Annotated in this window: 18 protein-coding genes; 10 read left to right on the top strand and 8 right to left on the bottom strand. The window is 62.8% G+C overall.

Annotation, left to right across the window (positions count from 1 at the left end):
* Window positions 1-211 precede the first annotated feature (211 nt).
* On the top strand, window positions 212-1168 hold the full coding sequence (gene trxB / locus ACHMXB_RS17210) for a thioredoxin-disulfide reductase (RefSeq protein WP_395400304.1): 957 nt from the start codon (window positions 212-214) through the stop codon (window positions 1166-1168).
* A 38-nt stretch (window positions 1169-1206) separates the two neighbouring features.
* Window positions 1207-1533 (top strand): thioredoxin, encoded by a 327-nt coding sequence (gene trxA / locus ACHMXB_RS17215; RefSeq protein WP_111903149.1) that lies wholly within the window; start codon window positions 1207-1209, stop codon window positions 1531-1533.
* Window positions 1534-7839: 6306 nt separating this feature from the next.
* On the opposite strand, the gene ACHMXB_RS17220 is transcribed toward trxA, so the two are convergent.
* From ACHMXB_RS17220 to rpmH, 8 genes are all read right to left on the bottom strand, one after another.
* Window positions 7840-9177 (bottom strand): ParB/RepB/Spo0J family partition protein, encoded by a 1338-nt coding sequence (locus tag ACHMXB_RS17220; protein ID WP_395400306.1) that lies wholly within the window; start codon window positions 9175-9177, stop codon window positions 7840-7842.
* Between the two features lie 67 nt (window positions 9178-9244).
* Complete coding sequence (locus ACHMXB_RS17225) at window positions 9245-10297, bottom strand: ParA family protein (protein ID WP_395400308.1); 1053 nt, start codon at window positions 10295-10297, stop codon at window positions 9245-9247.
* An 84-nt stretch (window positions 10298-10381) separates the two neighbouring features.
* The gene (gene rsmG, locus ACHMXB_RS17230; RefSeq protein ID WP_395405320.1) at window positions 10382-11032 is read right to left on the bottom strand and encodes a 16S rRNA (guanine(527)-N(7))-methyltransferase RsmG; all 651 of its coding nucleotides are present in this window, start codon (window positions 11030-11032) and stop codon (window positions 10382-10384) included.
* A 19-nt stretch (window positions 11033-11051) separates the two neighbouring features.
* Window positions 11052-11615: a protein jag gene (locus tag ACHMXB_RS17235; RefSeq protein ID WP_395400310.1), complete on the bottom strand. Its 564-nt coding sequence runs from the start codon at window positions 11613-11615 to the stop codon at window positions 11052-11054.
* Window positions 11615-12580, bottom strand: coding sequence for a membrane protein insertase YidC (gene yidC / locus ACHMXB_RS17240; protein ID WP_395400312.1), 966 nt, complete (start codon window positions 12578-12580; stop codon window positions 11615-11617). Before yidC ends, ACHMXB_RS17235 begins: the two co-directional genes overlap by 1 nt.
* 16 nt (window positions 12581-12596) lie before the next feature.
* On the bottom strand, window positions 12597-12992 hold the full coding sequence (gene yidD / locus ACHMXB_RS17245) for a membrane protein insertion efficiency factor YidD (protein WP_395400314.1): 396 nt from the start codon (window positions 12990-12992) through the stop codon (window positions 12597-12599).
* A complete protein-coding gene (rnpA, locus tag ACHMXB_RS17250) occupies window positions 12985-13410 on the bottom strand; it encodes a ribonuclease P protein component (protein WP_395400316.1) in 426 nt (141 codons plus the stop codon). Before rnpA ends, yidD begins: the two co-directional genes overlap by 8 nt.
* Window positions 13411-13450: 40 nt before the next feature.
* Window positions 13451-13588, bottom strand: a complete 138-nt coding sequence (rpmH, locus tag ACHMXB_RS17255) for a 50S ribosomal protein L34 (protein WP_003800212.1) — start codon at window positions 13586-13588, stop codon at window positions 13451-13453.
* Window positions 13589-14062: 474 nt separating this feature from the next.
* Between rpmH and dnaA the strand changes: the two genes are divergently transcribed.
* From dnaA to ACHMXB_RS17295, 8 genes are all read left to right on the top strand, one after another.
* Window positions 14063-15484: a chromosomal replication initiator protein DnaA gene (dnaA, locus tag ACHMXB_RS17260; protein ID WP_395400319.1), complete on the top strand. Its 1422-nt coding sequence runs from the start codon at window positions 14063-14065 to the stop codon at window positions 15482-15484.
* Window positions 15485-16022: 538 nt separating this feature from the next.
* On the top strand, window positions 16023-17147 hold the full coding sequence (gene dnaN, locus ACHMXB_RS17265) for a DNA polymerase III subunit beta (RefSeq protein ID WP_190606294.1): 1125 nt from the start codon (window positions 16023-16025) through the stop codon (window positions 17145-17147).
* Between the two features lie 82 nt (window positions 17148-17229).
* A complete protein-coding gene (gnd, locus tag ACHMXB_RS17270; RefSeq protein ID WP_395405322.1) occupies window positions 17230-18150 on the top strand; it encodes a phosphogluconate dehydrogenase (NAD(+)-dependent, decarboxylating) in 921 nt (306 codons plus the stop codon).
* Complete coding sequence (recF, locus tag ACHMXB_RS17275) at window positions 18150-19352, top strand: DNA replication/repair protein RecF (protein WP_395400322.1); 1203 nt, start codon at window positions 18150-18152, stop codon at window positions 19350-19352. The genes gnd and recF overlap by 1 nt, the downstream gene beginning before the upstream one ends.
* Window positions 19339-19896 carry a DUF721 domain-containing protein gene (locus tag ACHMXB_RS17280; protein WP_395400324.1) on the top strand — a complete coding sequence of 186 codons (558 nt, stop codon included), beginning with the start codon at window positions 19339-19341 and terminating at the stop codon, window positions 19894-19896. Before recF ends, ACHMXB_RS17280 begins: the two co-directional genes overlap by 14 nt.
* Window positions 19897-20258: 362 nt before the next feature.
* Window positions 20259-22349, top strand: a complete 2091-nt coding sequence (gene gyrB, locus ACHMXB_RS17285) for a DNA topoisomerase (ATP-hydrolyzing) subunit B (protein ID WP_395400326.1) — start codon at window positions 20259-20261, stop codon at window positions 22347-22349.
* A gap of 58 nt (window positions 22350-22407) precedes the next feature.
* Window positions 22408-25143 (top strand): DNA gyrase subunit A, encoded by a 2736-nt coding sequence (gyrA, locus tag ACHMXB_RS17290; protein ID WP_395400328.1) that lies wholly within the window; start codon window positions 22408-22410, stop codon window positions 25141-25143.
* Window positions 25140-25787: a DUF3566 domain-containing protein gene (locus tag ACHMXB_RS17295; protein WP_395400330.1), complete on the top strand. Its 648-nt coding sequence runs from the start codon at window positions 25140-25142 to the stop codon at window positions 25785-25787. Before gyrA ends, ACHMXB_RS17295 begins: the two co-directional genes overlap by 4 nt.
* Window positions 25788-25836 lie beyond the last annotated feature (49 nt).

Below are 25836 nucleotides of genomic sequence, written 5' to 3' on the forward strand. Positions count from 1 at the left end.
GCGGTCACGTTCCTCCGGGGCGTAACCGGCATGCCCTGGGTGGCCGGAGACGGTACCCTTGTGGAAAGTCCCGTGGGCGGTGTTCTCGTGCAGGCACGGGCGTTTCGGCCTGCCTGCAAACACGTTTGGAATATTCCACACTGCCAATCAGTTGTGCCATGTGGCCGGCCGGAAGGCTGGCGCATCGACAAAGGAAGAGGTTCACCGTTCAGTGAGCACCGCAGAAAACAGCGCGTCAGAAGTACGTGATGTCATCATCGTCGGCTCCGGCCCGGCAGGCTACACGGCCGCCGTGTACACGGCCCGCGCCAACCTGAAGCCGCTGCTTCTGGCTGGCTCCGTCACCGCGGGCGGTGAGCTCATGAACACCACTGACGTCGAGAATTACCCTGGCTTCCCTGAGGGCATCATGGGACCTGACCTCATGGAGAACTTCGAAAAGCAGGCTGCGCGCTTCGGCACCGAAATCCAGTTTGAGGACGTCACCGCCCTGGATCTCGACGGCGACATCAAGACCGTCACCATCGCAACGGGGGAGACCTTCCGCGCCCGGGCCATCATCTTGTCCACCGGCTCGGCGTACCGCGAGCTCGGCCTGGCCAACGAAAAGCGCCTCTCTGGCCACGGCGTTAGCTGGTGCGCAACCTGCGACGGTTTCTTCTTCAAGGACCAGGACATCGCAGTGATCGGCGGCGGCGACTCGGCTATGGAAGAAGCGCTCTTCCTCACCAAGTTCGCCAAGTCCGTGACGGTGGTCCACCGCCGCGACACGCTGAAGGCCTCCAAGATCATGGGTGACCGGGCACAGGCCCACGAGAAGATCAACTTCGTCTGGAACACCGCCGTCGAGGACGTCCTCGGCGAAGCCAAGGTCACCGGCCTGAAGCTGAAGAACCTGGTCGACGGCACCGAGTCCGAACTTGCCGTGACCGGCGTCTTCGTGGCGATCGGCAACGATCCGCGCACCGAACTCGTCAAGGAAAGCCTGGAGATCACGGACGCGGGAACCATTGCCGTCGAGGGCCGCAGCTCCCGCACCAGCATCAAGGGCGTCTTCGCCGCCGGCGATGTTGTGGACCCGACCTACCGCCAGGCGATCACTGCGTCCGGCTCCGGCTGTGTTGCGGCGATCGACGTCGAGCACTACCTCGCAGACCTTCACGCCTGACCGGCGCTGAGAATCATTCGAAGAGAGAGACAAAGGTTATGAGCAACGCAAAAGACGTAACAGACGCAAGCTTCAGCAGTGACGTACTCGCCGCCGACAAGCCGGTAATCGTTGATTTCTGGGCCGAATGGTGCGGTCCGTGCCGGAAGCTGGGACCCATCCTGGACGAGATCTCGGTGGAGTACGGCGAGAAGGTCAACGTCGTCAAGGTGAATGTCGATGACAATCCTGCCATCGCTGCCGAGTACGGCATCACCTCCATTCCTGCCGTGTACCTGTTCCAGGGCGGCGAAGTGAAGAGCACGGTTATCGGTGCCAAGCCGAAGCAGTTCTTCGAGAAGGAATTCGCGGACGTCCTGTCCTAGCGCCAACGCCGGACGGGATATCTGACCGGCAGCGCCAGCAACGCGTGTCGCCAAAAGGTGGCCATTACTCCCAGGTGAGTGGTGGCCACTTTTTTGTTCCCCAGGTTCCTCTCGGCGGCCAAGGCAACGGCAGTGCCTGCCCAGCTTCGGGTGCGGGACGACTCTCCAGCAACGTAGGCCGAGCGATCCTCGAGCCGTGTCGTCGGCCCGATCTACGGTTCTCTGATTTTGCAGCCCTTCCCCGGTGGGGATCCTCCTGCAGTCGGTAGGAAACCTTTCCGGGTCTCGTTCTGTGCTGATCCTCGCCAGGATCCCTCAGGCAATCCGGGTTCGCGATACCGGTGACTTGCTGTCAATGATCAGCGCCAATCGCGACTCATCGAACCGCACTTCTTCCAATTCCGTCGCTCGACTTTGGAATGTGTAGATCTGGTCGCGCCACTCGACCGAGTGCCGAACCGCGCCTATTCCTGGAACCGCGCCTATTCCTGTTGGGAGGACGCTACATAGGTGGACTTGTTTCACGTGAAACGCTGCGGGCCATCTCTCTCCAGGACCAACGCCAAGCCGCGCGCCACGAGTCCAGGTCAACCCACTTTCCCGAAGGAATCTGAAAGCGTAACGCCTACAGTAGTTACATTGCGAACGTGAAATGCGCTTGTCCAATAGCGGGTACTGTGCCACTTGCTGTCTCGACAGTTCGACAAACCTCGTCTGCGAATGTCTTCATGAAAGCGTTTCGGGATCGCGACCATATCCATGTCCATCCCCGCCCAAGCTGGCGGAATGGCACCAAAGTCTGTACGCACCCGCAAAAAAGGCGCTACCGACAGCTCCTGAATAAGCCGCAGGTCCGCTGCCGATGGCACACTCAGCACGCAGCCGCCTCACCTGAAAGACAGTCGCTCAGGACGGTGGATCACGTCTCGGGGGACCGTACACAGCCACAGGGCCAGCAAACCAGCACCAATCAGTGGCAACCATGTTTCACGTGAAACATGAGCTCCTGGCGGAGCGATGGGATCTTGGCGTACCAACAGCAAAGAGCGGCGGCTAGTAGAACAAGAGAGGTTCGTTGCCGCACCCGGATGCTGGTCCCGCTCACGACGACAGCCTCAAACCTCCCGACCGACAAACCGATGTCTCCGCGAGTCTGCGCCGTGGGCCGCTATTCGTTAGCGGCCACAGCTCCACCCGGCACACCAAAAGCGTCCCCGACTGTCTGGCGGCGGCGAATCTACAGTCCATCTCGTGCCGAGCCCGGCGCTAGGCCCCATTCCGCAGCACGTCACCGCCGGGAAATACCACTGCGCGGATCAGGAGACACGCATCGATGCAATCAGACCGCCAGGCACTGTACGGACTGGTTCCCAAACGGGCGTTCGAGCCAGTAGTACGCAGTGCAGCCTGGACAGAGCTCCACCTCGCCCATTTGAGAAGAGTGTGCGCGCGCTGCATAATCGCAGTTTCTACTCGCGGCAGGACGAGGAATTGCCGTCGAAGTAGCCTCATGAAGCGCGGGCCAACTCCCACCGCATCGACACCCGTTGTCGCAGCGGCGCGACTGACTTCGTCGTCTGGGCCGCCCCGGTATTCGCGGTCACCTGTCATGATGGGAGCGCTCCGTGCGTTTGTTGCCATTTACCAACAGACATGTCGGGCGTGCGGAAGACGCAGTACCCCTGATTCCTTCCTCTCCTGACGTCGGAAACTAAGCAGCGCGTACCCCCGAGCGGAGCCCCAAGGCTCGCTTTCCGCCATCGGCGGGACGGTGCGGGTAGCGGCTGAATGAGGGGAGACCGTCTCCGGGGAGCGTTCAATGTTGTTCCTTGTTCGGCCCTTGGGTGACATGGGTTCAGGCCGTGCACGATCAGGCCAGCGGCCCGCGCCATGTTTCACATGAAACGACGGCGCTCCATCCTCCTGGCGGAAATGTGCGCCAAGGCTCTCAGTTTCACGTGAAACACTCCCCAGCACCGCACTGCACCCTGCAACAGCACCGCGACAGTCGGATGCACGGCCCCCCTTGCTTCCGACCGCCTATCCGCCACCGTGCGGCAGGGTGCTCGCTGCTCCGTCCGTCTTGCGTTGGTATCGATGCAACAGCCCCACCAGGTTGCTGACGAGCAATCCGACCTGGCCGTGAACGCCCAACCCGCAGACCAGCCTTTCGATATCACTATCAATACGTCGCATACACACCCATTGCGAGCCGCCTGAATACGCGTTTGTCAGGGGGAGCAGGGACGACTATTGTCGAACGGGCTCGCGCCTGGGCTGTCGCCGGTTTCACGTGAAACAAGAGCCAGACGGGGCCTAATAAACAAGAATCGATGCTATCGCGACCACGCCGTCATGTGTGTGCGGTGCTCTCCGGACCCGCGCCCGCCCTTGATGCCTCCATTCTTGTCACCAAACCACGGGCATACGGGGCCACAGCGGACAGCACGGCGGTACTCGAATCAATCCTTCCGTGGAGCGCGGCCACGGCTAGCATGTTGCAGATTCGCGCTGAGGGGGACGCAGCCAGCTCTACCGCCCATGGCTTTGACTGGCCTGCGTCCGCACTCCCCGAGCGCTGCAGAATTACGTCATCCACAGCCTCCATCCAGGGCCGGCCATGCTCGCAGTCGCAGAATGCCCTGGGTTCTGTCAGTGGCGATCAGCTGGCGAACCGGACAGCGGAAACCAGCGGTGCTGGACTGGATGATGGCTTCAACTTGGCTTCAAGCCCAGTGCTGACACAGCGTGCAGCACCAGACCTCGGGCGACATGATGCATGCGAGACGGAGAAGATCATGTGTTCACAGGCGGAGGGTGGGGCCGGTCGCTGCTCGGGGCTCTTTCCTGGCTGGTGACAACATATTCGCTTCAACGCAGGAACAGTGCTCTTGACCGCCTTCTTAGCCACATACGACGACGCATTGGTTCCCAAACATCCCACGGCACAGAACTGCGATCTCTGCCTGCAGCACAGAGGTCCCACTAGGGTGACAGCGTAACTGCAACTTTCGGCGACGCGCTGCAGAGCCGCCGCAGGACGCCACATCTCGATGGGGGATCGTGCACATGAAACTGCTCGACCCCGACTGCTTAGAAAGGGGGCGGGAGCATCCATGCGATGCTGTCTTCCTTCTTCTTGGAGGAGCAAAAATGGAAAGGCCGCGTCGACTCTTGACTAGGCCACGCCCCCTGCCGGCATACGTTACTGCCGCGGTAACGTCGAGCTCAACGATTAGGAGTGCCACGGCTTCATCACACCTCTTTCAATACCCGGACCAATCAATGCGTCACTGCCTTAGGATGCGGCTACAGGGCGGCTCCTATCGGCGACTACCAACAGTGAATTCTCGGGCAACTAGATGGGCTCACGGTCTGCCCCCTCACGGGACCACGCATCTGAGCGAGCGCACAGGGCCGGGCATCTCCGATGTTGGCGGTCCGCGTGCGCTGTCGGAAATCACTTCGGGGGGAATCGATCAACCCACTCCAGGCTGAGCCATTGGCTGACATACGCCAATATGCCAAGCCTCGCCATGACATTATTCACAGTCTTATCCACAGCCGAATCCACAGGTTTATCCACAGCAGCTCACCCCGCATGAGCGCGCGCCCGCGTTGTCCGTGAATACCCTCACACTGCATCCGATTTGAACCATGTCTCGTCGCCGGTCTGGCTGTGACACTTTCGCGCGGGTTACAGGTCGGCAAGCGCCGCTTATTGTGCCGAACATCACGCGCGAGTTAACCTTTTTCGTGCGATGACCGAGCCTCCGGCCCGCGGAGAAACGGCGTAACTCCTGAGGCTGTCCGGTTTCACGTGAAACACCCGCGGCTGTGCCGTAGCAACGAGCGGCGTACACGTGACAACCTGCTGGGACCACCACGCACTGAAGCGGGGCGCGTGGGCGATATCCACCTTTTTACCCACAGAGTTATCCACAGCCTTATCCACCGGCTTATCACCAGCTTTTGGAGCCACGGGACAAGGTCAAACACTTGCTCCAGCTCAGGCCGAACTGCACCCATCGTTCTGGTGGCGGACATCCACCGGCGGCGCCGCATCTCGCCCCGCTGCTGGCACCGGCGGGCAGGGGATAGCCACCCAGCGGTCTGCGTGAACGGAACGTTGCCGAGACCAACGCAACCGGCGACCCAGATTTCGGGAGCAGATCAGCGTGGAGGCTGCCGTTTCAGAGACCGTGAACGAGACGCGCAAGGGGAGGATCGAGTGCGAGGGCACGTTCCCATTCAACCAGTGCCATCCCCCGTGGTGGGGCCGGGCGGGACGCCGTGTCGTGTCGAAGCCGCCACCCTTTCCGCATACAGAGCCACCCGACCGAGATGCGGGTGTGCACGTTCTCTGTCGTCGGATCATCCAATCAGACCGAATAGCCGTGTAGGCCCCCAACGGCGCCCCACGCAATCCACTCAAGGCCATCATTGCTAATCTGAGCCCTTAGCCTGCTCGAAAGGCCCAGCAGGAACGTTTCACGTGAAACGAGGTACCGGCATTGCCTTGCGCGGCGAGTTGGGAATGGAAGCCATTCAGAGGCCCTGTTGAGGTCGCACGACGACCGGCGGCCAGGCTAGGCATCCGAACGATGCCTGGCCCATGCGAAGCACGCCGGCGCTGCCTCGGGAGCAGAGCCGATGAGCGAGACAGCAACCGTGATCATCAGCCGGGTCCGCGCCGCACCAGTAGTAGTGTGATGGGTGCACTGCTCACAGGCTTCGACTCGAGGCCGGAATTACTATTGAAGCCCGGTGTGGCTCACCCATCGACTGCTCTTCGTCATCGGGCCGTTGTTCCGTTCGAGACGACTGACCACTTTCCCTCCAGTCATCGAGTACACATACCCGGCTGCTAACGATGGGCAGTACGGCGTGCACACTCAAACCGCTCCGCTGTTGGCAGAAAGGCCTGTCGTTGCCCTATGCCCACCCAAGCAGGGGATAGCAGAACTGGCCGTCCGCCAGGACCATGAGCGGCTAACCTCGTGGAAGTAACCCCTTCCCTTGAACGACAAACAGGCGGGGCCATCGTTTCACGTGAAACATTTCCGAAGGGCACCCGTGCGCCGCTGGGCAGCACCCTCGCGGTTTCCAGGCGGACCCCCGCTGACGCCTGTGAGCTACGCAGGACGCCGCTGGCTACACTGCTAGACACGTCATCGTGGTCTTGTGACCGCCCCAGGCGAATAGCCGCGAGTGGATCTTTATGATCGAAGCGCTTCGCTAAGCCGAGAGCAGTCCAGCGCACTCTCAGTTTCCCGAGCGCCCAACCGTCCCCGTAGCTGGACACACTGTACCCAGGGCCTGGACGAAACGGTGTGCGTGCCTTCCTGCCTCAGCGTGATACATCGGATCGGCAGAGTTTGCACTGCATTGCTGGGTTGTGCAGATCAAACCGCATGAGTCCGGCCCGGACATTCGAGGATACAGGGGAGGCGCGCGCCTCGTGCGTTTGTGGCTGTGCGAGTACAGGAGATAGCACCACGCACCGCTAAATGCTTCTTATGGGTGGGGGGTCAAGCTAGCGAGGGCGGCTACTTTGCATACGTTTCACGTGAAACAGGGGCCGATCGACCTAGCCTCGAAGCTACTCAACTACTGAGGCCGTGAGGCCGATAAGACACCGCCAGCATTCATTTTCGCTCGACCAAGCATACGCAGAGCGCGCACTACGAGACTGCAGCCAGATAGAACGCTGAATCAGTGCAGGAGCGGTTAGGAGGGCGCTGAAAGCTGTCACAGGCTTCCTCCGGGCCGTACAACCCATCTATCCCCGGTTTACGCGCGCTTCCTTCCCAAGGCGCCAGTGCAGCCGGGCCGTATGGGTCGACCAGGACGGCTTAGGCGCATTTCATGGCCGGGTAAACGACAATTGGCCCGGGGTGACAGCTCAGTCGAGCTAAGCGGCGAAATGTTAGCCATGCTGAGCCGAGCACAATGCGCGGAGCCAGTTGCGGCCGTGCGCATACCCCACGGCGCAGGAAAATGACTCGTTCCGGAACTGCAGGCACTAGAAGTAGACAGATTACCGCGCCGGGCGTCCGCATGTGAGCCATTTCCTCCGCGCCGAGACGTTCCCTGTTGGTACGGCAATCGCGTGTGCCATCCGTGACCCAGTGCCTACATCCGTCGTCCGCCGCTCAATCCAGCTTGGCTGTACAGCCGATACAGATGCCGCAATGGCCCCCCGCGCACCCCGGCATTAGAGTCGATAAAAGCCACAGACGGGAACAAAACGCGCCGGAACAGAAAAGGGCCCGTTCGCCTGAACGGGCCCTTTCGACTGGTCCTTTAGTTTTCCGCCCCCGGAGCCAGGACGTCCATGATGCGGTTGAGGTCTTCAACGCTAGCGAACTCGATACTCACGCGGCCTTTACGCGCTCCGAGCGAGATCTTCACGTTGGTATCGAGCCTGTCCGAAAGCGACGACGCCAGGTAATCCAGCCGCTCGTGGCGTGCGCCCGGGCGGGGAATGTTGTTCTTGGCCGGCGACGCGGGTTCGCGGTGCAGGGTTACCGCTTCCTCGGTGGCACGGACCGACATGCCCTCAGCCACGATCTTCTGCGCCAGGCGTTCCATGGATGCCGCGTCGGGAAGGGAGAGAAGAGCCCTGGCGTGGCCGGCGGACAGCACGTTGGCCGCAACACGGCGCTGCACCAGCGGCGGGAGTTTCAACAGCCGCAGAGTGTTGGATACCTGCGGGCGCGAGCGGCCGATACGGTCGGCCAACTGCTCGTGCGTCGTTCCGAAGTCCTCCAGCAGCTGCTGGTAGGCGGCCGCCTCTTCGAGCGGATTCAGCTGGCTGCGGTGCAGGTTTTCCAGGAGTGCGTCGCGGAGCAGGTCGTCATCAGTGGTGTCCCGGACAATCGCGGGGATCGTGGAGAGCCCAGCGGCTTGGACTGCCCTCCAACGACGTTCACCCATGACCAGTTCATACGGTTCTCCACCCTTTTCGGTTGAAGTACGCACCACAATTGGCTGGAGGACGCCTATTTCACGGACGGAGTGAACGAGCTCCGCCATGTCGTCCTCATCGAAGACGGAACGGGGCTGTTTACGGTTTGGATGGATGTCCGTGACAGGAATTTCCGCAAAACGGACGCCTGGTACCTCGACGAGGTCAACACCGTTGTCCGGCACAGCAGCGGAGTCTACGTTCTTCCCGGCAGCGGCGGCCAGGGCCGAATCGGCATCCTTCCCATCCCCGGAGGACGTGTCCGGGCGAACGGCTTCGGACGTCGCTGCATCCTTGTCGGCCTTGGCCGCCCCGGTCTTTGCAGAAACCGCGCCCGGATCCGAAGCACCGCCGCTGGACGCGGCGGTCTTCGCCGTGGACTTGGCAGGGGAGAGCTCCACCGCATCCGAAGTACCCTTAGTGCCTGCGTCAGTGCCCGGCTCAGTCGGGGCCTCTGCCAAAGCCTTCCGGCCGGACCGGCGTGCAGGCGTTTCGTCGAGGTCAGACTCATCCGGTTCAACGGCCGGCACGGGTTCAGCCGTCTTGCGCGCCTCGGGGAAGAACAGATCCACAGGGCGCGACGGAGCTGCTCCGTTACCCGAAGCGCTTGCGGACGCGGAACTTGGAATGAGTGCGCCAAGACCGCGACCGAGCCCGCGTCGCTTATCGCTCATGGATGATTCCCTCCATCGGAAGAGCCCGGCTATGCCGGGCTCCGGCTGTTGCTGTGTTTGGAAAATTCTAACGCTCAGCGATTTCCGCTGCGGCTTCCAGATAGGACAACGCGCCGCTGGAGGATGGATCGTAGGTCATGACCGTCTGCTGGTAACTCGGCGCTTCGGAGATTCGCACGGAGCGCGGCACGACGGCGCCGAGGACCTGATCCGGGAAGTGCTGCCGGACTTCAGCTGCCACCTGGGCGGCCAGGTTGGTCCGTCCGTCGTACATGGTCAGCAGAATGGTGGAAACTTCCAGATCTGCATTCAGGTGCTTCTGAATCATCTCAATGTTCTTCAGCAGCTGGCTGAGTCCCTCGAGTGCATAGTATTCGCACTGGATGGGGATGAGCACCTCACCGGCTGCACAGAAGGCATTGACCGTCAGCAGGCCCAGGCTGGGCGGGCAGTCGATGAAGATGTAGTCGAGCCGCTGCTCGCCCTTCTTCTGCCGAGCCTTGGCATAAACGTCGATGGCGCGGCGGAGGCGCTGCTCCCGTGCCACCAGGGAGACGAGCTCGATCTCGGCGCCGGCCAAGTGGATGGTGGCCGGAGCGCAGATAAGGTTGCTGATGTCCGGGCACTGGGCGACGACGTCTTCGAGAGGCAGATCGTTGATCAGGACATCGTAGATGCTGTCAACGTCGGCATGGTGCTCAATGCCCAGTGCCGTGGACGCGTTGCCCTGCGGGTCGATGTCGATGACCAGGACGTTCAAGCCCGCAGCGGCCAGCGCCGCAGCGATGTTTACGGTGGTCGTGGTCTTTCCCACTCCACCCTTTTGGTTTGAAACCGTGAAGATGCGTGTCTTCTCCGGCTTCGGCAGGTTACGGCCGAGGAGCCGTTCCCGCCTCCTGTTCTCGTGCGCGAGCTCCCGTGCGATGGGGCTCGAGTCATCCAGGTTATCCAGGACGTTGCCGCGGGCTGCGGTTTCACGTGAAACCTTGGGAGCACTCGTGGCTGCAACCGGATTGGACTGATTTACTGTCGTAGCGACCGGTGATACGCCAAAGGCACGCGCCGACCCCAGAGACACGAACGGGGGGATCCGCTGCGTGGAGGTTTCGCTACTGGTCACTGGGACACACTCACTCTCGTTCGGCTTTCACTGCCGTTCTCTAGCCTAACCGCTACACCCTAAGGACCCGCGGCACCTTGCGGGCTAGGCCCTCTTTTGGGTCTTCTTAACTACGATGCGCACCACCGTGGTGGGCTCCTCGAGCAGATCCTGGCCAACAGTGACCACCGACGTCTCGACGCCGCCAAGCTTACGGATGGCCTTAGCCGCCTTCTCGATCTCATCGGCAGCGCTGCGGCCCTTGATGGCCACTACTTCACCCTCGCCGCCCAGAAGCGGAATGGTGAGGCCGGCAAGATTGCTCAGGGCGGACACCGCCCGGGCGGTCACGACGTCGGCCGTCACCATCCCAACGGCAAGCTCGGCGCGCGTGCGCATGACGGTGACATTACTTAAACCGAGATCGTCAACCACTTCCTGCAGCCAGATCACCCGGCGCTCCAGCGGTTCGATGAGGGTCAGTTCGAGGTCAGGACGGGCGATAGCCAGGCAAAGGCCCGGGAGTCCGGCGCCACTCCCGACGTCGGCCACGTGGCTGCCCTGGGCGATTTCGCTCTCGATTACCGCGCAGTTCAGGACGTGGCGTCCCCAGAGCCTGGGGATCTCCCGCGGTCCGATGAGCCCGCGCTCGGTGCCTGACGTAGCCAGGTGTTCGACGTACCGTTCAGCCAAGCCCAGGCGGTCGCCGAAGATCTTCTCCGCCGCCTGGCGCTCGGCTGCCGTCATTTCAACCATAAGTAAGTCAGCCAACGGTTCAGTCGGCGGAAACGACGATGTGCCGGCCTGCACCCTCGCCCTCGGACTCACTGACGAATCCAAGGTCGGCGACGGCGTCGTGGACGATCTTCCGCTCGTAAGCGCTCATGGGCGCCAGTGCGACGGCGTCGCCGGTTTCCTTGACGGAGGCGACGGCGTCTTCGGCGATCTTCTGCAGGTGGCCCGCGCGTTCCTTCCGGTAACCGTTGATGTCGAGCACCAGGCGTGAACGGTTTTCCGTCGCAGAAAGCACGGACAGCCGCGTCAGTTCCTGAAGGGCCTCCAGGACCTCGCCGTCGGGCCCAACGAGGCTTTCCAGCCCGGCAGACTCTTCCTCGGCCACGATCGAGATGTAGGTCCGGCCGTTGCGGACCTCAATGTCAATGTCGCCGTCGATGTCGGCGATGTCGAGCAGTTCCTCAAGGTAGTCGGCGGCTACATCGCCCTCTTCTTCCAGGCGGCTTGCCGTCGTGCCCTTGCCCGAATCTGCGGTAGCGGCAACGGAGTCCTGGTCTTCGCCGGCTTCAGCGGAAAGTGCGTGTTCAGAGCTCTCAACAGACATTACTTCTTCTTCCTGTTCTTGCGTTGTGGCTGAATGCGCTGCGTCCGGGCCTCGGCAACCGAGGCGGCGGCTTCCGCTTCGGGGTCAGCCTTCTTGCCGCCCAGGATGGGAAGAGCCGGAAGGCCCTTGGCGGCACGGCGCTCGGCGAGGGCCTTAGCGGCGGGGGATCCCGGCGTCGGCATGCGGCGGATGACAAAGAACTGCTGGGCCATGGTCCACAGGTTGGTGGTAGTCCAGTAGATGAGAACGCCGATGGGGAAGTTGATGCCGCCCACACCGAACACGATCGGCAAGATGTAGAGCATCATCTTCTGCTGGCGCATGAACGGGCTGGCCATGGCCTCCTCGGACATGTTCTTGGCCATGATCTGCTTCTGCGTGATGAACTGGGAGGCCGTCATGGCCAGGATCATGATGATGCTCAGGACGACGACGGCCACGTTGGTGACACCGCCGTGCAGCAGGGCAGCCGACAAGGGAGCCCCGAAAATGCTGGACTCATCGAACTGCACTACCTGTTCCTGGCTCATGGCTCCGATGCCCTGACCCTGCGTTTTGGCCGAGCTGATACCGGACAGAACCTGGAACAGCGCAAAGAAAAACGGCATCTGGATCAGCATGGGCAGGCAGGCCGAGAACGGGTTGGTCCCGTGCTTCTTGTACATGGCCATCTGCTCCTGCGCCATCGCCTGGCGGGAGAGCTGGTCTGTCTTGCCCTTGTACTTGTCCTGCAGCTTCTTCAGATCCGGCTGCAGCAGCTGCATGCCGCGCTGCGCCTTGATCTGCTTGACGAAAACGGGAATGAGGGCTGCCCGGATCACCAGCACCAGGCCGATGATGGACAGAGTCCACGTCCAGCCGGATGCCTCAGGCAGGCCGATGGCGCTGAGGCCTTCGTGGAAACCCACCATAATGATGGACACAAGCCACTTGAACGGAAACATGATTGTTTCAAAGAAGTCCATACGATATCCCTATTCGTCAGGCCGCAGCGCGGCCTTCTTCATCAGTCTGAGCAGCCAGATACTTGTCCGGGTTGTTCAGCACAACAATTGTGGGGGTCCGGTTTTCAGGCCATTCCCGGTGGCCGGCGGGGACATGGTCCACGCCACCGGCGTTCCACGGATGGCAGCGCGCCAGACGCCTGGCGGCGAGCCAGCTGCCCTTGACGGCACCGTGGACTGTGACTGCTTCAAGCGCATAGGCCGAGCAGGAGGGAAAGAAGCGGCAAACCTGGCCGTATAAGGGAGAAATCACCTTACGGTAGGCCAGGAGTAGAAGAATGAGGATATTGCGGGGCAGGTTCCAGATGAAGCTGCCCGCAGCCGCTGCTGCGGACTTGGGGTAAGGGACGACGGCGGCACTCGGGTCAAGCACGCTGTGTCCCCTCCTGTGTTGTTCCGTCCGGTCGCGTTCCGGCCGGCCTTGTTCCGGTTACCCCCGGGGGGCGGCCAGCCAGCCGCCTCATGGTGTTTGCCAGGGCAGCGTTGTAGTCCGCCAGGAGTTCATCCCAGCTGGCTGTTGCGGAGGCCGGCAAAGCACGCACCACAATAGCGAACCCGGTGCCGTACTCGTGCAACGAGACAGCGCCGGCTTCTCTAAGTCTCCTCTTAACGAGGTTCCTGGCAACAGCGTTCCCGACAGCTTTGGAAACGATGAAACCGATGCGGCTGGGTTCATCGGCTCCAATAGTTGCCGTATATAACACTACGTTCCGGCGTCCATTGCGGACGCCGGAACGCACAGTTGTTGAAAAATCGGTTGAAGTCCTCAGGCGGTTCCGGGTGGCAAGCACCGCTAATCTCGCAGAAGGAAGAAGACCGACAAGTCAGTATTTAGGCCGACAGTTCGGTGCGGCCCTTGCCACGACGGGCGGCCAGAATGGCCCGGCCGGCACGGGTGCGCATACGAAGGCGGAAGCCGTGCTTCTTGGCCCGACGGCGGTTATTCGGCTGAAAAGTCCGCTTGCTCACGTTAGTTACTCCAGTGGATCAAAGGTGCGCCCACCCGATCAGTAAAAGGGGAAGAACTGGCCGACGCTAAGTTTTGTATGTGTCTGCTTCCCCTGGATTTTCCCGGAACACGCAAAGTGTCCAGAAGTCCAAAATGGGGTCAGAAAGCAGGCACAAAGGACTCCACAACGTTAGGGCAAAACGCCGCCGGGAGTCAAACCGGCAGGCCATCCGGCGTGTTTCCCCAGCTGTGGCTAACGGTGCCCAGAACCTGTGGATGAAGCGGCTCGCGATCGCGGTTTTGGAACCACAACCGTGTAATTATCCACAAGGCACTTCCCAGCTATCTTCTAGGCTTTTCATCCCCTAGAGTGTCCCAGTAGCCGATTATCCACGCACTGTGCATAACCCTGTGGATTAAGCCGGGCCAGCACCCTGGCTTCGGGCTTGCGGCTGCATGTAATGCAGGCAGCAAGCTTTGAGGAACCAAATTTGATGACAGTAGACGAAGCCAACCACGCCAACACTGTCGGAAGTTCCTGGCGGCGCGTGGTGAATCTTCTCGAACAGGACGACCGCGTCTCACCCCGGCAACGCGGCTTTGTCATCCTCGCCCAGGCCCAGGGCCTCATCGGTTCCACCCTTCTCGTTGCTGTGCCCAACGAACTGACCAGGGAAGTGCTCCAGACCCAGGTCAAGGACGCACTCGATGATGCCCTCCGGAACGTGTTCTCGGACGACATCCGCTGCGCCATCGACGTAGACACCGATCTGGTGCCCATCCACGAAGAGCCGGAACCCGCCGTCGAGCTTTCCCTCGCAAACGATCCGTCCGTCGAACAGAAGCCGCAGCCCATGCTGCCGAGCACCTCGCACGAGTTCGGCCGGCTCGATCCCAAGTACGTTTTCGACACCTTCGTGATCGGCTCCTCCAACAGGTTTGCCCATGCTGCGGCCGTCGCCGTGGCGGAAGCCCCGGCCAAGGCGTACAACCCGCTGTTCATCTACGGCGATTCAGGCCTGGGCAAGACCCACCTGCTGCACGCCATCGGCCACTACGCCCGCCGCCTCTACAGCGGCATCCGCGTCAGGTACGTCAACTCCGAGGAATTCACCAACGACTTCATCAATTCGATCCGTGACGATGAAGGCGCCAGCTTCAAGACGACGTACCGCAACGTCGACGTCCTGCTGATCGACGACATCCAGTTCCTGGCAGGCAAGGACCGGACCCTGGAGGAGTTCTTCCACACGTTCAACTCGCTGCACAACAACAACAAGCAGGTGGTCATCACCTCGGACCAGCCTCCCAAGCTGCTGGCAGGCTTCGAGGACCGGATGAAGTCCCGCTTCGAGTGGGGCCTACTGACCGACATCCAGCCGCCGGAACTGGAAACCCGCATCGCCATCCTCCGGAAGAAGGCCCTCAGCGAAGGCCTCTCCGCCCCGGACGACGCCCTGGAGTACATCGCTTCGAAAATCGCGAGCAACATCCGCGAACTCGAAGGCGCCCTCATTCGTGTGACGGCGTTCGCCAGCCTCAACCGCCAGCCCGTGGACGTGGCCCTCGCTGAGATGGTGCTCAAGGACCTCATCACCGACGACGGCGCCCAGGAGATCACGTCGGGCCAGATCCTGCAGCAGACCGCGGAGTACTTCAAGCTCAGCATGGAGGAGCTCTGCAGCAAGTCGCGGACCCGGACGCTGGTGACCGCACGCCAGATCGCCATGTACCTATGCCGCGAACTGACCGACATGTCGCTTCCCAAGATCGGCCAGGAGCTCGGCGGCCGCGACCACACCACCGTGATCCACGCGGACCGAAAGATCCGTGAGCTCATGGCCGAGCGTCGTGTGATTTACAACCAGGTCACCGAGCTCACCAACCGGATCAAGCAGCAGCAGCGCGACTCCTGATCCCAGGTTCTTGACCTTATTAACAGGGGCGTGTGGATAACCCTGTGGACAGTTAAGGGGACAACCGCGGTTAATGGGCTTAAAACCCTTAAGGCGTCTGTGGATCACCGCAACGGGCCAAAAAGGTTGTCCCCATCCACACCCTGTTTAAAACGTGCCGAACCCACAGTCCATGAACAGGGCTTAACCGCGGATCCGAGCCGTGAGACCGGGTTATCCACAGTTTCCACAGCAGTTATTAACACTACTAATCCCAAAAAATTGAAATCCCTCAAATAACAATCTCGTTCCCGGACCTCCACCGCACCGGCCAAAGCATCGCCCACCGGGTCCCGGCTGAGCCGGCATCACCGGCGGGGATGGGGAAATCCTTGTAGTTCCGGCTAAGCTGTCTGCAGCGCTCCCATCCCTGGGTTTGTTTGCGGTCGCCCATGCGCGGACCATGCAGGTTCCGGGACTTTGGGGGCACCGGTCTTGTGGGCTCCTTGCGAGTTCCCGTTCAGAAAATGGCAGCAGCAATGAAAGGCGGCACCCTTCCGTGAAGTTCAGAGTCGAACGGGACGTCCTGGCAGAAGCCGTCACATGGACAGCCCGGTCGTTGTCTCCGCGGCCGCCAGTACCGGTACTCTCAGGCCTCCTTCTCAAGGCCGAATCCGGGACCGTCAGCCTGTCCAGCTTCGATTACGAGACCTCAGCAAGGCTTGAGATTCCTGCCGACATCAGGGACGAAGGCACCATCCTGGTTTCCGGCCGCCTGCTCGCGGACATCTGCCGAAGCCTGCCGTCGGCGCCGGTGGACATCGAAACCGACGGCAACAAGGTCACACTCACCTGCCGCCGAAGCAGCTTCCACCTGGCCACCATGCCCGAGGCGGAATACCCGCCCCTTCCTGCACTTCCCACCATCACCGGTACTGTCGCCGGCGACGCCTTCGCCCAGGCTGTGTCCCAGGTGATCATCGCGGCCAGCAAGGACGACACCCTTCCCATCCTCACCGGCGTGCGGATGGAGATCGAGGATGACCTCATCACCCTCCTGGCCACGGACCGCTACCGGCTAGCCATGCGGGAAGTACCCTGGAAGCCCGTCACTCCGGGCATTTCCACGAGTGCCTTGGTCAAAGCGAAAACGCTGAACGAGGTTGCCAAGACTTTGGGTGGCAGCGGCGACATCAACCTGGCCATCGCCGAGGACGACAGCCGGCTCATCGGCTTCGAAAGCGGCGGCCGCACCACCACGTCACTGCTGGTCGACGGCGACTACCCCAAGATCCGCTCGCTGTTTCCGGATTCCACGCCGATTCACGCCACGGTGCAGACCCAGGAACTTGTGGAGGCCGTCCGCCGGGTCTCGCTCGTTGCAGAACGCAACACTCCCGTCCGGCTCGCGTTTACGCAGGGCCAACTGCACCTCGACGCCGGCACCGGTGAGGACGCGCAGGCCTCCGAAGAGCTCGAAGCACAGCTGTCCGGCGAAGACATCACCGTGGCCTTCAACCCGCACTACCTCGTTGAAGGCCTCAGCGTGATCGAAACCAAGTTTGTGCGCTTCTCGTTCACTACGGCACCGAAGCCCGCCATGATCACCGCGCAGAATGACATCGACGGTGAGGACCAGGACGACTACCGCTACCTCGTGATGCCTGTGCGCCTCCCCAACTAAGCCTCTTGCCCAACTAGGTAGCAGCTGAGGGGCTTCTGAGCCCTCAGAACGCCCCGAGCTGCTACCTAGTTGGGTGATCCTGATTCCCCAACCATCCGCGCAGAAAAGAGTTCACACGGTGCATATCGGACTGATCGGCCTTGGAAAAATGGGTTTCAACATGCGCGAACGGCTGCGCAAGGGCGGGATCGATGTCACCGGCTTCGACCGCAACCCCGAGGTCACCGATGTTGCCTCCACGGACGAGCTCATCGCCGCACTTCCTGCCCCGCGCCTGATCTGGGTCATGGTTCCGGCCGGTGACATCACCGACGCCGTCATCACCGAACTCGGTGCGAAGCTGCAGCCCGGCGACATGGTGATCGACGGCGGCAACTCCCGCTTCACCGAGGACCAGAAGCATGGCGCGGCCCTGGCCGAAAAGGGAATCCGTTTCGCCGACTGCGGCGTCTCCGGCGGAGTCTGGGGCCTGCAGAACGGCTACGGCCTCATGGCCGGCGGCGACGCCGAGGACATCGACCGTGCCCTTCCCGTCTTCGATGCGCTCCGCCCGGAAGGTGAGCGCGCGGACAGCTTCGTCCATGTGGGCGGTGTCGGCGCAGGCCACTACGCCAAGATGGTGCACAACGGCATCGAATACGGCCTGATGCAGGCCTACGCCGAGGGCTATGAGCTCCTCGCCGCCAAGGAAATCGTCACGGACCTGCCAGGCACGTTCCGCGCCTGGCAGAAGGGGACCGTTGTCCGGTCCTGGCTGCTGGACCTCATGGTGAAAGCCTTGGACGAGGATCCCGGACTGGCCTCCATCGACGACTACGTCGAAGACTCCGGTGAAGGTCGCTGGACCGTGGAAGAGGCGATTGCCAATGCGGTTCCGGCGCCGGCCATTACTGCCGCGCTGTTTGCCCGCTTCGCCTCCCGCGAGGACAACTCGCCGGCCATGAAGATGGTGTCCGCACTGCGCCACCAGTTCGGCGGGCATGCCACCCGTCCAGCCAAGTAGTGTACCTAGAACACCTGTCCCTGACCGACTTCCGCAGTTACGCCCAGGTCGATCTCCAGTTTGATCCGGGCGTCACGGTTCTGGTCGGCTCGAACGGCATCGGCAAGACCAACCTCATGGAGGCCATCGGCTACCTGGCCACCTTGAGTTCGCACCGGGTCAGCGCCGACGGGCCGCTGCTGCGCTTCGGAACCGACCGTGCCCTGATCCGGGCGAAGCTGGTCCGCGGCGAACAGTCCACCATCCTGGAGCTCGAAATAAACGGCGGCCGGGCCAACCGCGGACGCATCAACCGCAGCAACCCGGTCCGTGCGCGCGACCTGTTGGGCATCTGCCACACGGTCCTGTTCGCCCCGGAGGACCTCGCGCTCGTCAAGGGCGATCCGTCGAACCGGCGCCGTTTCCTGGACGAGCTCCTGGTGAGCCTTATTCCGCGGCACGCTGCCACCCGCAGCGATTATGACCGGGTGCTTAAACAGCGGAACGCATTGCTGAAGTCGGCACGTGCCGGCAAGTTCACCGCCGGCCACGAGGCCACCCTCGATGTCTGGGACCAGCACATGGCACGGGCCGGGGCGGAGCTGCTGCACGCCAGGCTGGAACTCGTCGAGCGGCTCCGGCCGCACCTCAACAACGCCTACGCCCAGCTCACCGATGGCTCGAAGGCCGCCGATGCGGTCTATCGCTCAACGCTGCAGAACGTGATGGACGACGACGGCGAGCCGGCCAGCGCTTCGACGTCACAGTCCGGGCCGGGAAACCCGGCCGAGGATCTGCGCCTGCTGTCCGTGGACGAGCTTGCCGAACGCTACGTGCAAGCCTTCGCGGCGTCCCGCCGCAGAGAACGCGAGCGGGGCATCTCACTGGTGGGTCCGCACCGGGACGAGCTGGAACTCGTGCTGGGTCAGGCCCCCGCCAAGGGGTACGCATCGCACGGTGAAACATGGTCCATGTGCCTGTCCCTGCGGCTGGCGTCCTACTACGTCATGCTTGACGACGCCCGCACCGGAGGCTCCGCACCGATCCTCATCCTGGACGACGTTTTCGCCGAACTCGACGTCCAGCGGCGGCGTAAACTGGCCGCAATAGTTGCCGGCGCCGAGCAGGTGCTGGTCACCGCCGCTGTCGACGCCGATATTCCGGACGAGCTGTCGGGCCGGCGGGTGAAGGTAATCCCGGGAGGAATCGATGAACAGGGATAAGGACGGCGGCCTGCAGCCGGGCCGCGATCCCGATGAAATCGATGCCGCCCAGGCGGCGCTGAACAGAATGCGTGAGGCAGCGGCAGCCCGCGGCGAGATCCGCCGGAAGGCGCCGCGGGCCGGCGCCGGTCAAAAACCGCGATCCGCTTCCGGGGGAACGCGGGGCTTCAGCCAGTTCCACTCCACCGGACGCGATCCCTTGGGACTGGGAAAAGTGGTGGGGCGGCTGGTCGCCGAACGCGGCTGGACCTCCCCGGTGGCCGTCGGCTCGGTCATGGCCGAGTGGCCGGCGCTTGTGGGGCCGGAAATCTCTGCCCACTGCACCCCGGAGAGCTTCACCGATACCACCCTCCACGTCAGGTGTGATTCCACGGCGTGGGCGACTCAGCTCCGGCTGCTCAGCATGAGCCTGCTCGAAAAGTTCCGTTCCGAACTTGGTGATGGCGTGGTCACGAGCATCCAGGTGCTGGGCCCGGCGGCGCCGAGCTGGCGCAAGGGCGGGCGTACCGTCAACGGCCGCGGACCCCGGGACACCTACGGATAAGAGTGAAACCGGAAACGGCGTACAGGGCGCTCAAACCGCCGTCGGCCGTATAGGAGCCCAAAACGTGGTCTGCTGGAGCCTTGCAGGCGGAGTCAATGGCCAGCGAGAGGCACATCGGGCCGCGTCCGCGCCCCGCCAATGCAGGAAACAGCCGTGTTTCACGATAGAATTCCCCTAGATAACTGGGCGCCGGTGAAACGTTGACTGAGTCCGTTTTCCCGCGCTTTCTTCATGAGCGGGAGCGGTTCCGCAGGTCGACCAAGTAGCTGGCGCTACAGTGACGTGCCTTTTGGCGACCGCCCTTTGCTTCGGCGGACGGCGGAGGCCGGCCATCAACGAACATAGAGGAGTCGAAAGCGCCTGTGGCTAACGACAATGCAGATATCGAGGCAGTGGAGCCCGTAACGGAGGATGCCCCACCCGCGGGTAACCCGGCTGAGACTGCCACGCCGCGGGAGTACGGCGCCAGCGACATCACCGTTCTTGAGGGCCTCGAGGCCGTACGCAAACGGCCCGGCATGTACATCGGCTCCACCGGACTGCGCGGCCTGCACCACCTGGTGTACGAAGTGGTGGACAACTCTGTGGATGAGGCCCTCGCAGGCTACTGCACGCACATCGAGATTGTTCTGCAGGCGGACGGCGGCGTCAAGGTAACCGACGACGGCCGCGGCATCCCGGTGGACATCCACCCGACCGAGGGCAAGCCCACCGTCGAGGTGGTCATGACCATCCTGCACGCCGGCGGAAAGTTCGGCGGCGGTGGCTACGCCGTTTCCGGCGGCCTGCATGGTGTGGGCATCTCCGTAGTCAACGCCCTCTCCTCCCGCGTGAACACCGAGGTCCGCCGGCAGGGCCACGTTTGGCGGATGGCCTTTGCCGACGGCGGCAAGCCCCAGGGCGCCCTGGTCCAGGGTGAGGAGACCAGCGAGACCGGAACCACCCAGACCTTCTACCCGGATGCGAGCATTTTCGAATCGGTGGAATTCGACTTCGAAACGCTCCGCGCTCGGTTTCAGCAGATGGCTTTCCTCAACAAGGGATTGCGCATCACGCTCACTGACGAGCGCCAGGCAGCAGCCGGCACGGACGAAGCCGGCGACCTGGACCTGGACGGCGTCCTCACCGAGGGTGAGGTCCTCGCCGAGCACCGCACGGTGGTGTACCAGTACAACGACGGTCTCCTTGACTACGTCAAACACCTCAACTCGAGCAAGAAGGTGGATGTAGTCCACGAGGACGTCATCGCCTTCGAGACCGAGGACACCGAGCGGCACATCGCCGTCGAAATGGCCATGCAGTGGACCACCGCGTACTCCGAAAGCGTGCACACGTACGCCAACACCATCAACACCCACGAAGGCGGAACCCACGAAGAAGGGTTCCGCGCTGCGATGACGTCGCTTATCAACCGCTACGCGCGGGACAAGAGCATCATCAAGGAAAAAGAGGAGAACCTCACCGGCGACGACATCCGTGAAGGGCTGACGGCCGTCATCTCCGTGAAGCTGTCCGAGCCACAGTTCGAGGGCCAGACCAAGACCAAGCTGGGCAACTCCGAAGTCAAGGGCTTCGTCCAGCGCGTGGTCACCGATCAGCTCGGCGACTGGCTGGAACGCAACCCCGGCCCCGCGCGCGACGTGATCCGCAAGGCCATTTCCGCCGCTCAGGCCCGCATGGCCGCGCGCAAGGCCCGCGACAATGCGCGCCGGAAGAGCCCGCTGGAGTCCTTCGGCATGCCGGGCAAGCTCTCTGACTGCTCATCGAAGGACCCCTCGAAGTGCGAGGTCTACCTGGTGGAGGGCGACTCCGCAGGCGGTTCGGCCAAGCGCGGCCGCAACCCCGAAACGCAGGCCATCCTTCCGCTGCGCGGCAAGATCCTGAACGTGGAGCGGGCACGCCTGGACAAGGCACTGGGCAACAACGAGGTCCAGTCCATGATCACCGCGTTCGGCACGGGCATCGGCGAGGACTTCGACCTGAGCAAGCTGCGGTACCACAAGATCGTGCTGATGGCTGATGCCGACGTCGACGGCCAGCACATCACCACGCTGCTGATGACCCTGCTGTTCCGCTACATGCGCCCGCTGATCGAGAACGGTTACGTCTACCTCGCACAGCCCCCGCTGTACCGGATCAAGTGGTCCAACGCACCGCACGACTACGTCTACAGCGACCGTGAGCGTGACGCCGTCCTGGTTTCCGGCCAGGCCGCAGGGCGCAGGATTCCGAAGGAAAACGGCATCCAGCGCTACAAGGGTCTGGGCGAGATGGACTACACCGAACTCTGGGACACCACCATGGACCCGGACCGGCGCACCCTCCTGCAGGTGACCATGGAGGACGCCGCCGCCGCAGACCAGATTTTCGCCGTGCTGATGGGCGAGGATGTCGAGTCCCGCCGAAACTTCATTCAGCAGAACGCCAAGGACGTCAGGTTCCTCGATATCTAGCGGTTTCCGCGCCTGATATTCCAGAACCGACATATACCTGAAACGGAAAACACAGACTATGAGTGACGAAACACCCGAGGTCCCGGCCGAGTCTCCGGACGGCACGGAGCCGGTTCTGGAGGGCGACGTGCTGGTCGACCGCGTGGAGCAGGTGGACCTGCAGACGGAGATGCAGCGCTCCTACCTCGACTACGCCATGGCCGTCATCGTCGGCCGTGCGCTGCCGGACGTACGCGACGGGCTGAAGCCCGTCCACCGCCGCGTGCTGTACGCGATGTTCGACGGCGGGTACCGCCCGGACCGTGCTTTCAACAAGTGTGCCCGTGTGGTGGGCGAAGTTATGGGCCAGTACCACCCGCACGGCGACACGGCGATCTACGATGCCCTGGTGCGCCTGATCCAGGACTGGACCATGCGCTACCCGCTGGCGCTGGGCCAGGGCAACTTCGGCTCACCCGGCAACGACGGCGCCGCGGCCCCGCGGTACACGGAAACCAAGATGGCGCCGCTCGCCATGGAGATGGTCCGGGACATCGACGAGGAGACTGTCGACTTCCAGGACAACTACGACGGCAAGAACCAGGAACCCACCATCCTCCCGGCGCGGTTCCCCAACCTGCTGGTCAACGGGTCCTCGGGCATCGCCGTCGGCATGGCCACCAACATCCCGCCGCACAACCTCCGTGAGGTGGCCGACGGCGTCCAGTGGTACCTGGCCAACCCGACCGCCAGCCGCGAGGAACTCCTCGAGGAACTGCTGAAGCGCATCAAGGGACCCGATTTCCCCACCGGCGCCACCATCCTGGGCCACAAGGGCATCGAGGACGCTTACCGCACCGGCCGCGGCTCCATCACCATGCGCGCTGTGGTCAATGTGGAGGAGCTGCAGGGCCGCACCTGCCTCGTCGTCACTGAGCTGCCTTACCAGGCCAACCCGGACAACCTGGCCATCAAGATCGCCGAGCTGGTCAAGGACGGAAAAGTCCAGGGCATCGCCGACCTCCGCGATGAGACGTCCGGCCGCACCGGGCAGCGCCTGGTCATCGTCCTGAAGCGCGACGCCGTTGCCAAGGTGGTGCTGAACAACCTCTACAAGCACACCCAGCTGCAGGAGAACTTTGGCGCGAACATGCTGGCGATCGTGGACGGAGTTCCGCGCACCCTCAGCCTCGACGCCTTCATCAGGCACTGGGTCACCCACCAGCTGGATGTCATCGCCCGGCGCACACGCTACCGCCTGCGCAAGGCCGAGGAAGAAGCGCACATCCTGCGTGCCCTCCTCAAAGCACTGGACATGCTGGACGAGGTCATCGCCCTGATCCGCGCCTCGAGCACTACGGAGGCAGCACGCGATGGCCTGATGCAGCTGCTGGAAATCGACGAGATCCAGGCCCGCGCCATTCTCGACATGCAGCTCCGCCGGCTGGCTGCCCTGGAACGCCAGAAGATCCAGGACCGCCACGCCGAGCTCGAAGCGATGATTGCCGAGTACAACGCAATCCTCGCCTCGGAGGAACGCCAGCGCTCGATCATCAGCGAGGAACTCGCCGAGATCGTGGCGAAGCACGGGGACGAGCGCCGCACGCAGATTCTCATGGGCTACGACGGCGACATGTCCATGGAAGACCTCATTCCCGAAGAGGAAGTGGTGGTCACCATCACCCGGGGCGGCTACGTCAAGCGCACCCGGAGCGACAACTACCGCTCGCAGCAGCGCGGCGGCAAGGGCATCAAGGGTGCCCAGCTGCGCGGCGATGACGTGGTGGAACACTTCTTCGTCACCACCACCCACCACTGGCTGCTCTTCTTCACCAACTTCGGACGCGTGTACCGGGCCAAGGCCTACGAGCTTGCCGAGGGGGGCCGCGACACCAAGGGCCAGCACGTGGCAAACCTGCTGGCTTTCCAGCCGGACGAGCACATTGCCCAGGTGCTGGACCTGAAGGACTACCAGCACGCGCCGTACCTGGTGCTGGCCACCAAGCGCGGCCTGGTCAAGAAGACCCGGCTGGAGGACTACGACACCAACCGGTCTGCAGGCGTCATCGCCATCAACCTCCGGGATGAGGACGAACTGGTCTCCGCGCAGCTGGTCTCCGAGACGGACGACCTCATGCTGGTCTCCCGCAAGGGCCAGTCAATCCGCTTCACGGCGACCGATGACGCCCTCCGGCCCATGGGACGTGCCACGTCCGGTGTGACGGGCATGAAGTTCCGCGAGGATGACGAGCTGCTCGCCATGAACGTGATCGCCGAGGGATCCTACGTTTTCGTGGTGACCGAAGGCGGCTACGCCAAGCGCACCGCCGTCGAGGAATACCGGCTGCAGGGCCGCGGTGGCCTGGGCATCAAGGTGGCCAAGCTCGCCGAGGAACGCGGCGACCTTGTGGGGGCCCTGGTGGTCCAGGAGGAAGACGAAGTCCTCGTGGTCATGGGTGGCGGCAAGGTGGTCCGCTCATCCGTGGCCGGCGTCCCTGCCAAGGGGCGCGACACGATGGGCGTCATCTTCGCGAAGCCGGACAAGAACGACCGCATCATCGAGGTGGCCCGCAACACCGAACGCGGCCTCGAAGAGGAAGTCGAAGCCAGCGCAGAGCGTGAATCCGAGGCCGACCACACCGATGAACCGAGTGCGTCAGAAATCTTGGCTATCGCTGCCGATGACGTAACGTTGGCTGAAGATGCCGGACCAGACGAAGAAGCCGCAGAGGCGGATTCAGGACTGGCCGATGAAGCAGAAGGAACGTCCGGCGATGCTGAGGCGAACGAAGACAACACCGGAGGTAACGAGTGAGCAATTCCGACTCATTTCCCAAGCCGAGCAGTAATGGTCCCGGCGGGATGCGTCAGCCGGCATCCGCTCCCCGGGTGAATGCCCCGGTGCGTCCCCAGCAGAGCCCGGCCACGCCGTCGGGCCCTCCCGGACAGCGTCCCGCAGGTGCTGGACAGCGCCCGGCGCCAGCAGGACAGGGCCAGCGGCCGGCCGCACCGGCACAGCGCCCGGCAGCCCCCGGACAGCGGCCGCAGGCCCCACAGGGTGCGGCCGGACTGGTCAAGCCGGCTCCGAAGGCAAAGGTGCGCCGCGCCCGGCTTCTGGTCAGCAAGGTTGACCCCTGGTCCGTCCTGAAAATGGCGTTCCTGCTGTCTGTAGCGCTTGGCATCGTCACAGTCGTGGCCGCCATCGTGCTGTGGACCGTGCTGGACCTGACCGGCATCTTCGATCAGGTGGACAGCCTGCTGGGAACCCTCGCCGGTTCCGAGGGCGGCGGCTTCGAGCTGAAGAAGGTCGCATCGCTTGGCCAGGTGGCATCCTTCGCGACCATTATCGCCGTCGTGAACGTTGTCCTGCTGACCGCACTGTCCATGCTGTCGGCCGTCCTGTACAACATCTCGGCCACGCTTGTCGGCGGCATCGGCGTGACCCTCACCGACGACTAAAAACCCTGTATTTCCGCGGAAAAACTCCGGTGGAATGCCTCGATTTGAG

Source organism: Arthrobacter sp. UC242_113, assembly GCF_044054585.1.
Lineage (GTDB): Bacteria > Actinomycetota > Actinomycetes > Actinomycetales > Micrococcaceae > Arthrobacter.

Coding starts and splice junctions, on each gene's coding strand:
- ACHMXB_RS17235 (WP_395400310.1), bottom strand. CDS start 11,615: ATGTCTGTTGAGAGCTCTGAACACGCACTTTCCGCTGAAGCCGGCGAA.
- dnaA (WP_395400319.1), top strand. CDS start 14,063: ATGACAGTAGACGAAGCCAACCACGCCAACACTGTCGGAAGTTCCTGG.
- trxA (WP_111903149.1), top strand. CDS start 1,207: ATGAGCAACGCAAAAGACGTAACAGACGCAAGCTTCAGCAGTGACGTA.
- gyrA (WP_395400328.1), top strand. CDS start 22,408: ATGAGTGACGAAACACCCGAGGTCCCGGCCGAGTCTCCGGACGGCACG.
- rsmG (WP_395405320.1), bottom strand. CDS start 11,032: ATGGTTGAAATGACGGCAGCCGAGCGCCAGGCGGCGGAGAAGATCTTC.
- yidC (WP_395400312.1), bottom strand. CDS start 12,580: ATGGACTTCTTTGAAACAATCATGTTTCCGTTCAAGTGGCTTGTGTCC.
- ACHMXB_RS17220 (WP_395400306.1), bottom strand. CDS start 9,177: ATGAGCGATAAGCGACGCGGGCTCGGTCGCGGTCTTGGCGCACTCATT.
- ACHMXB_RS17280 (WP_395400324.1), top strand. CDS start 19,339: ATGAACAGGGATAAGGACGGCGGCCTGCAGCCGGGCCGCGATCCCGAT.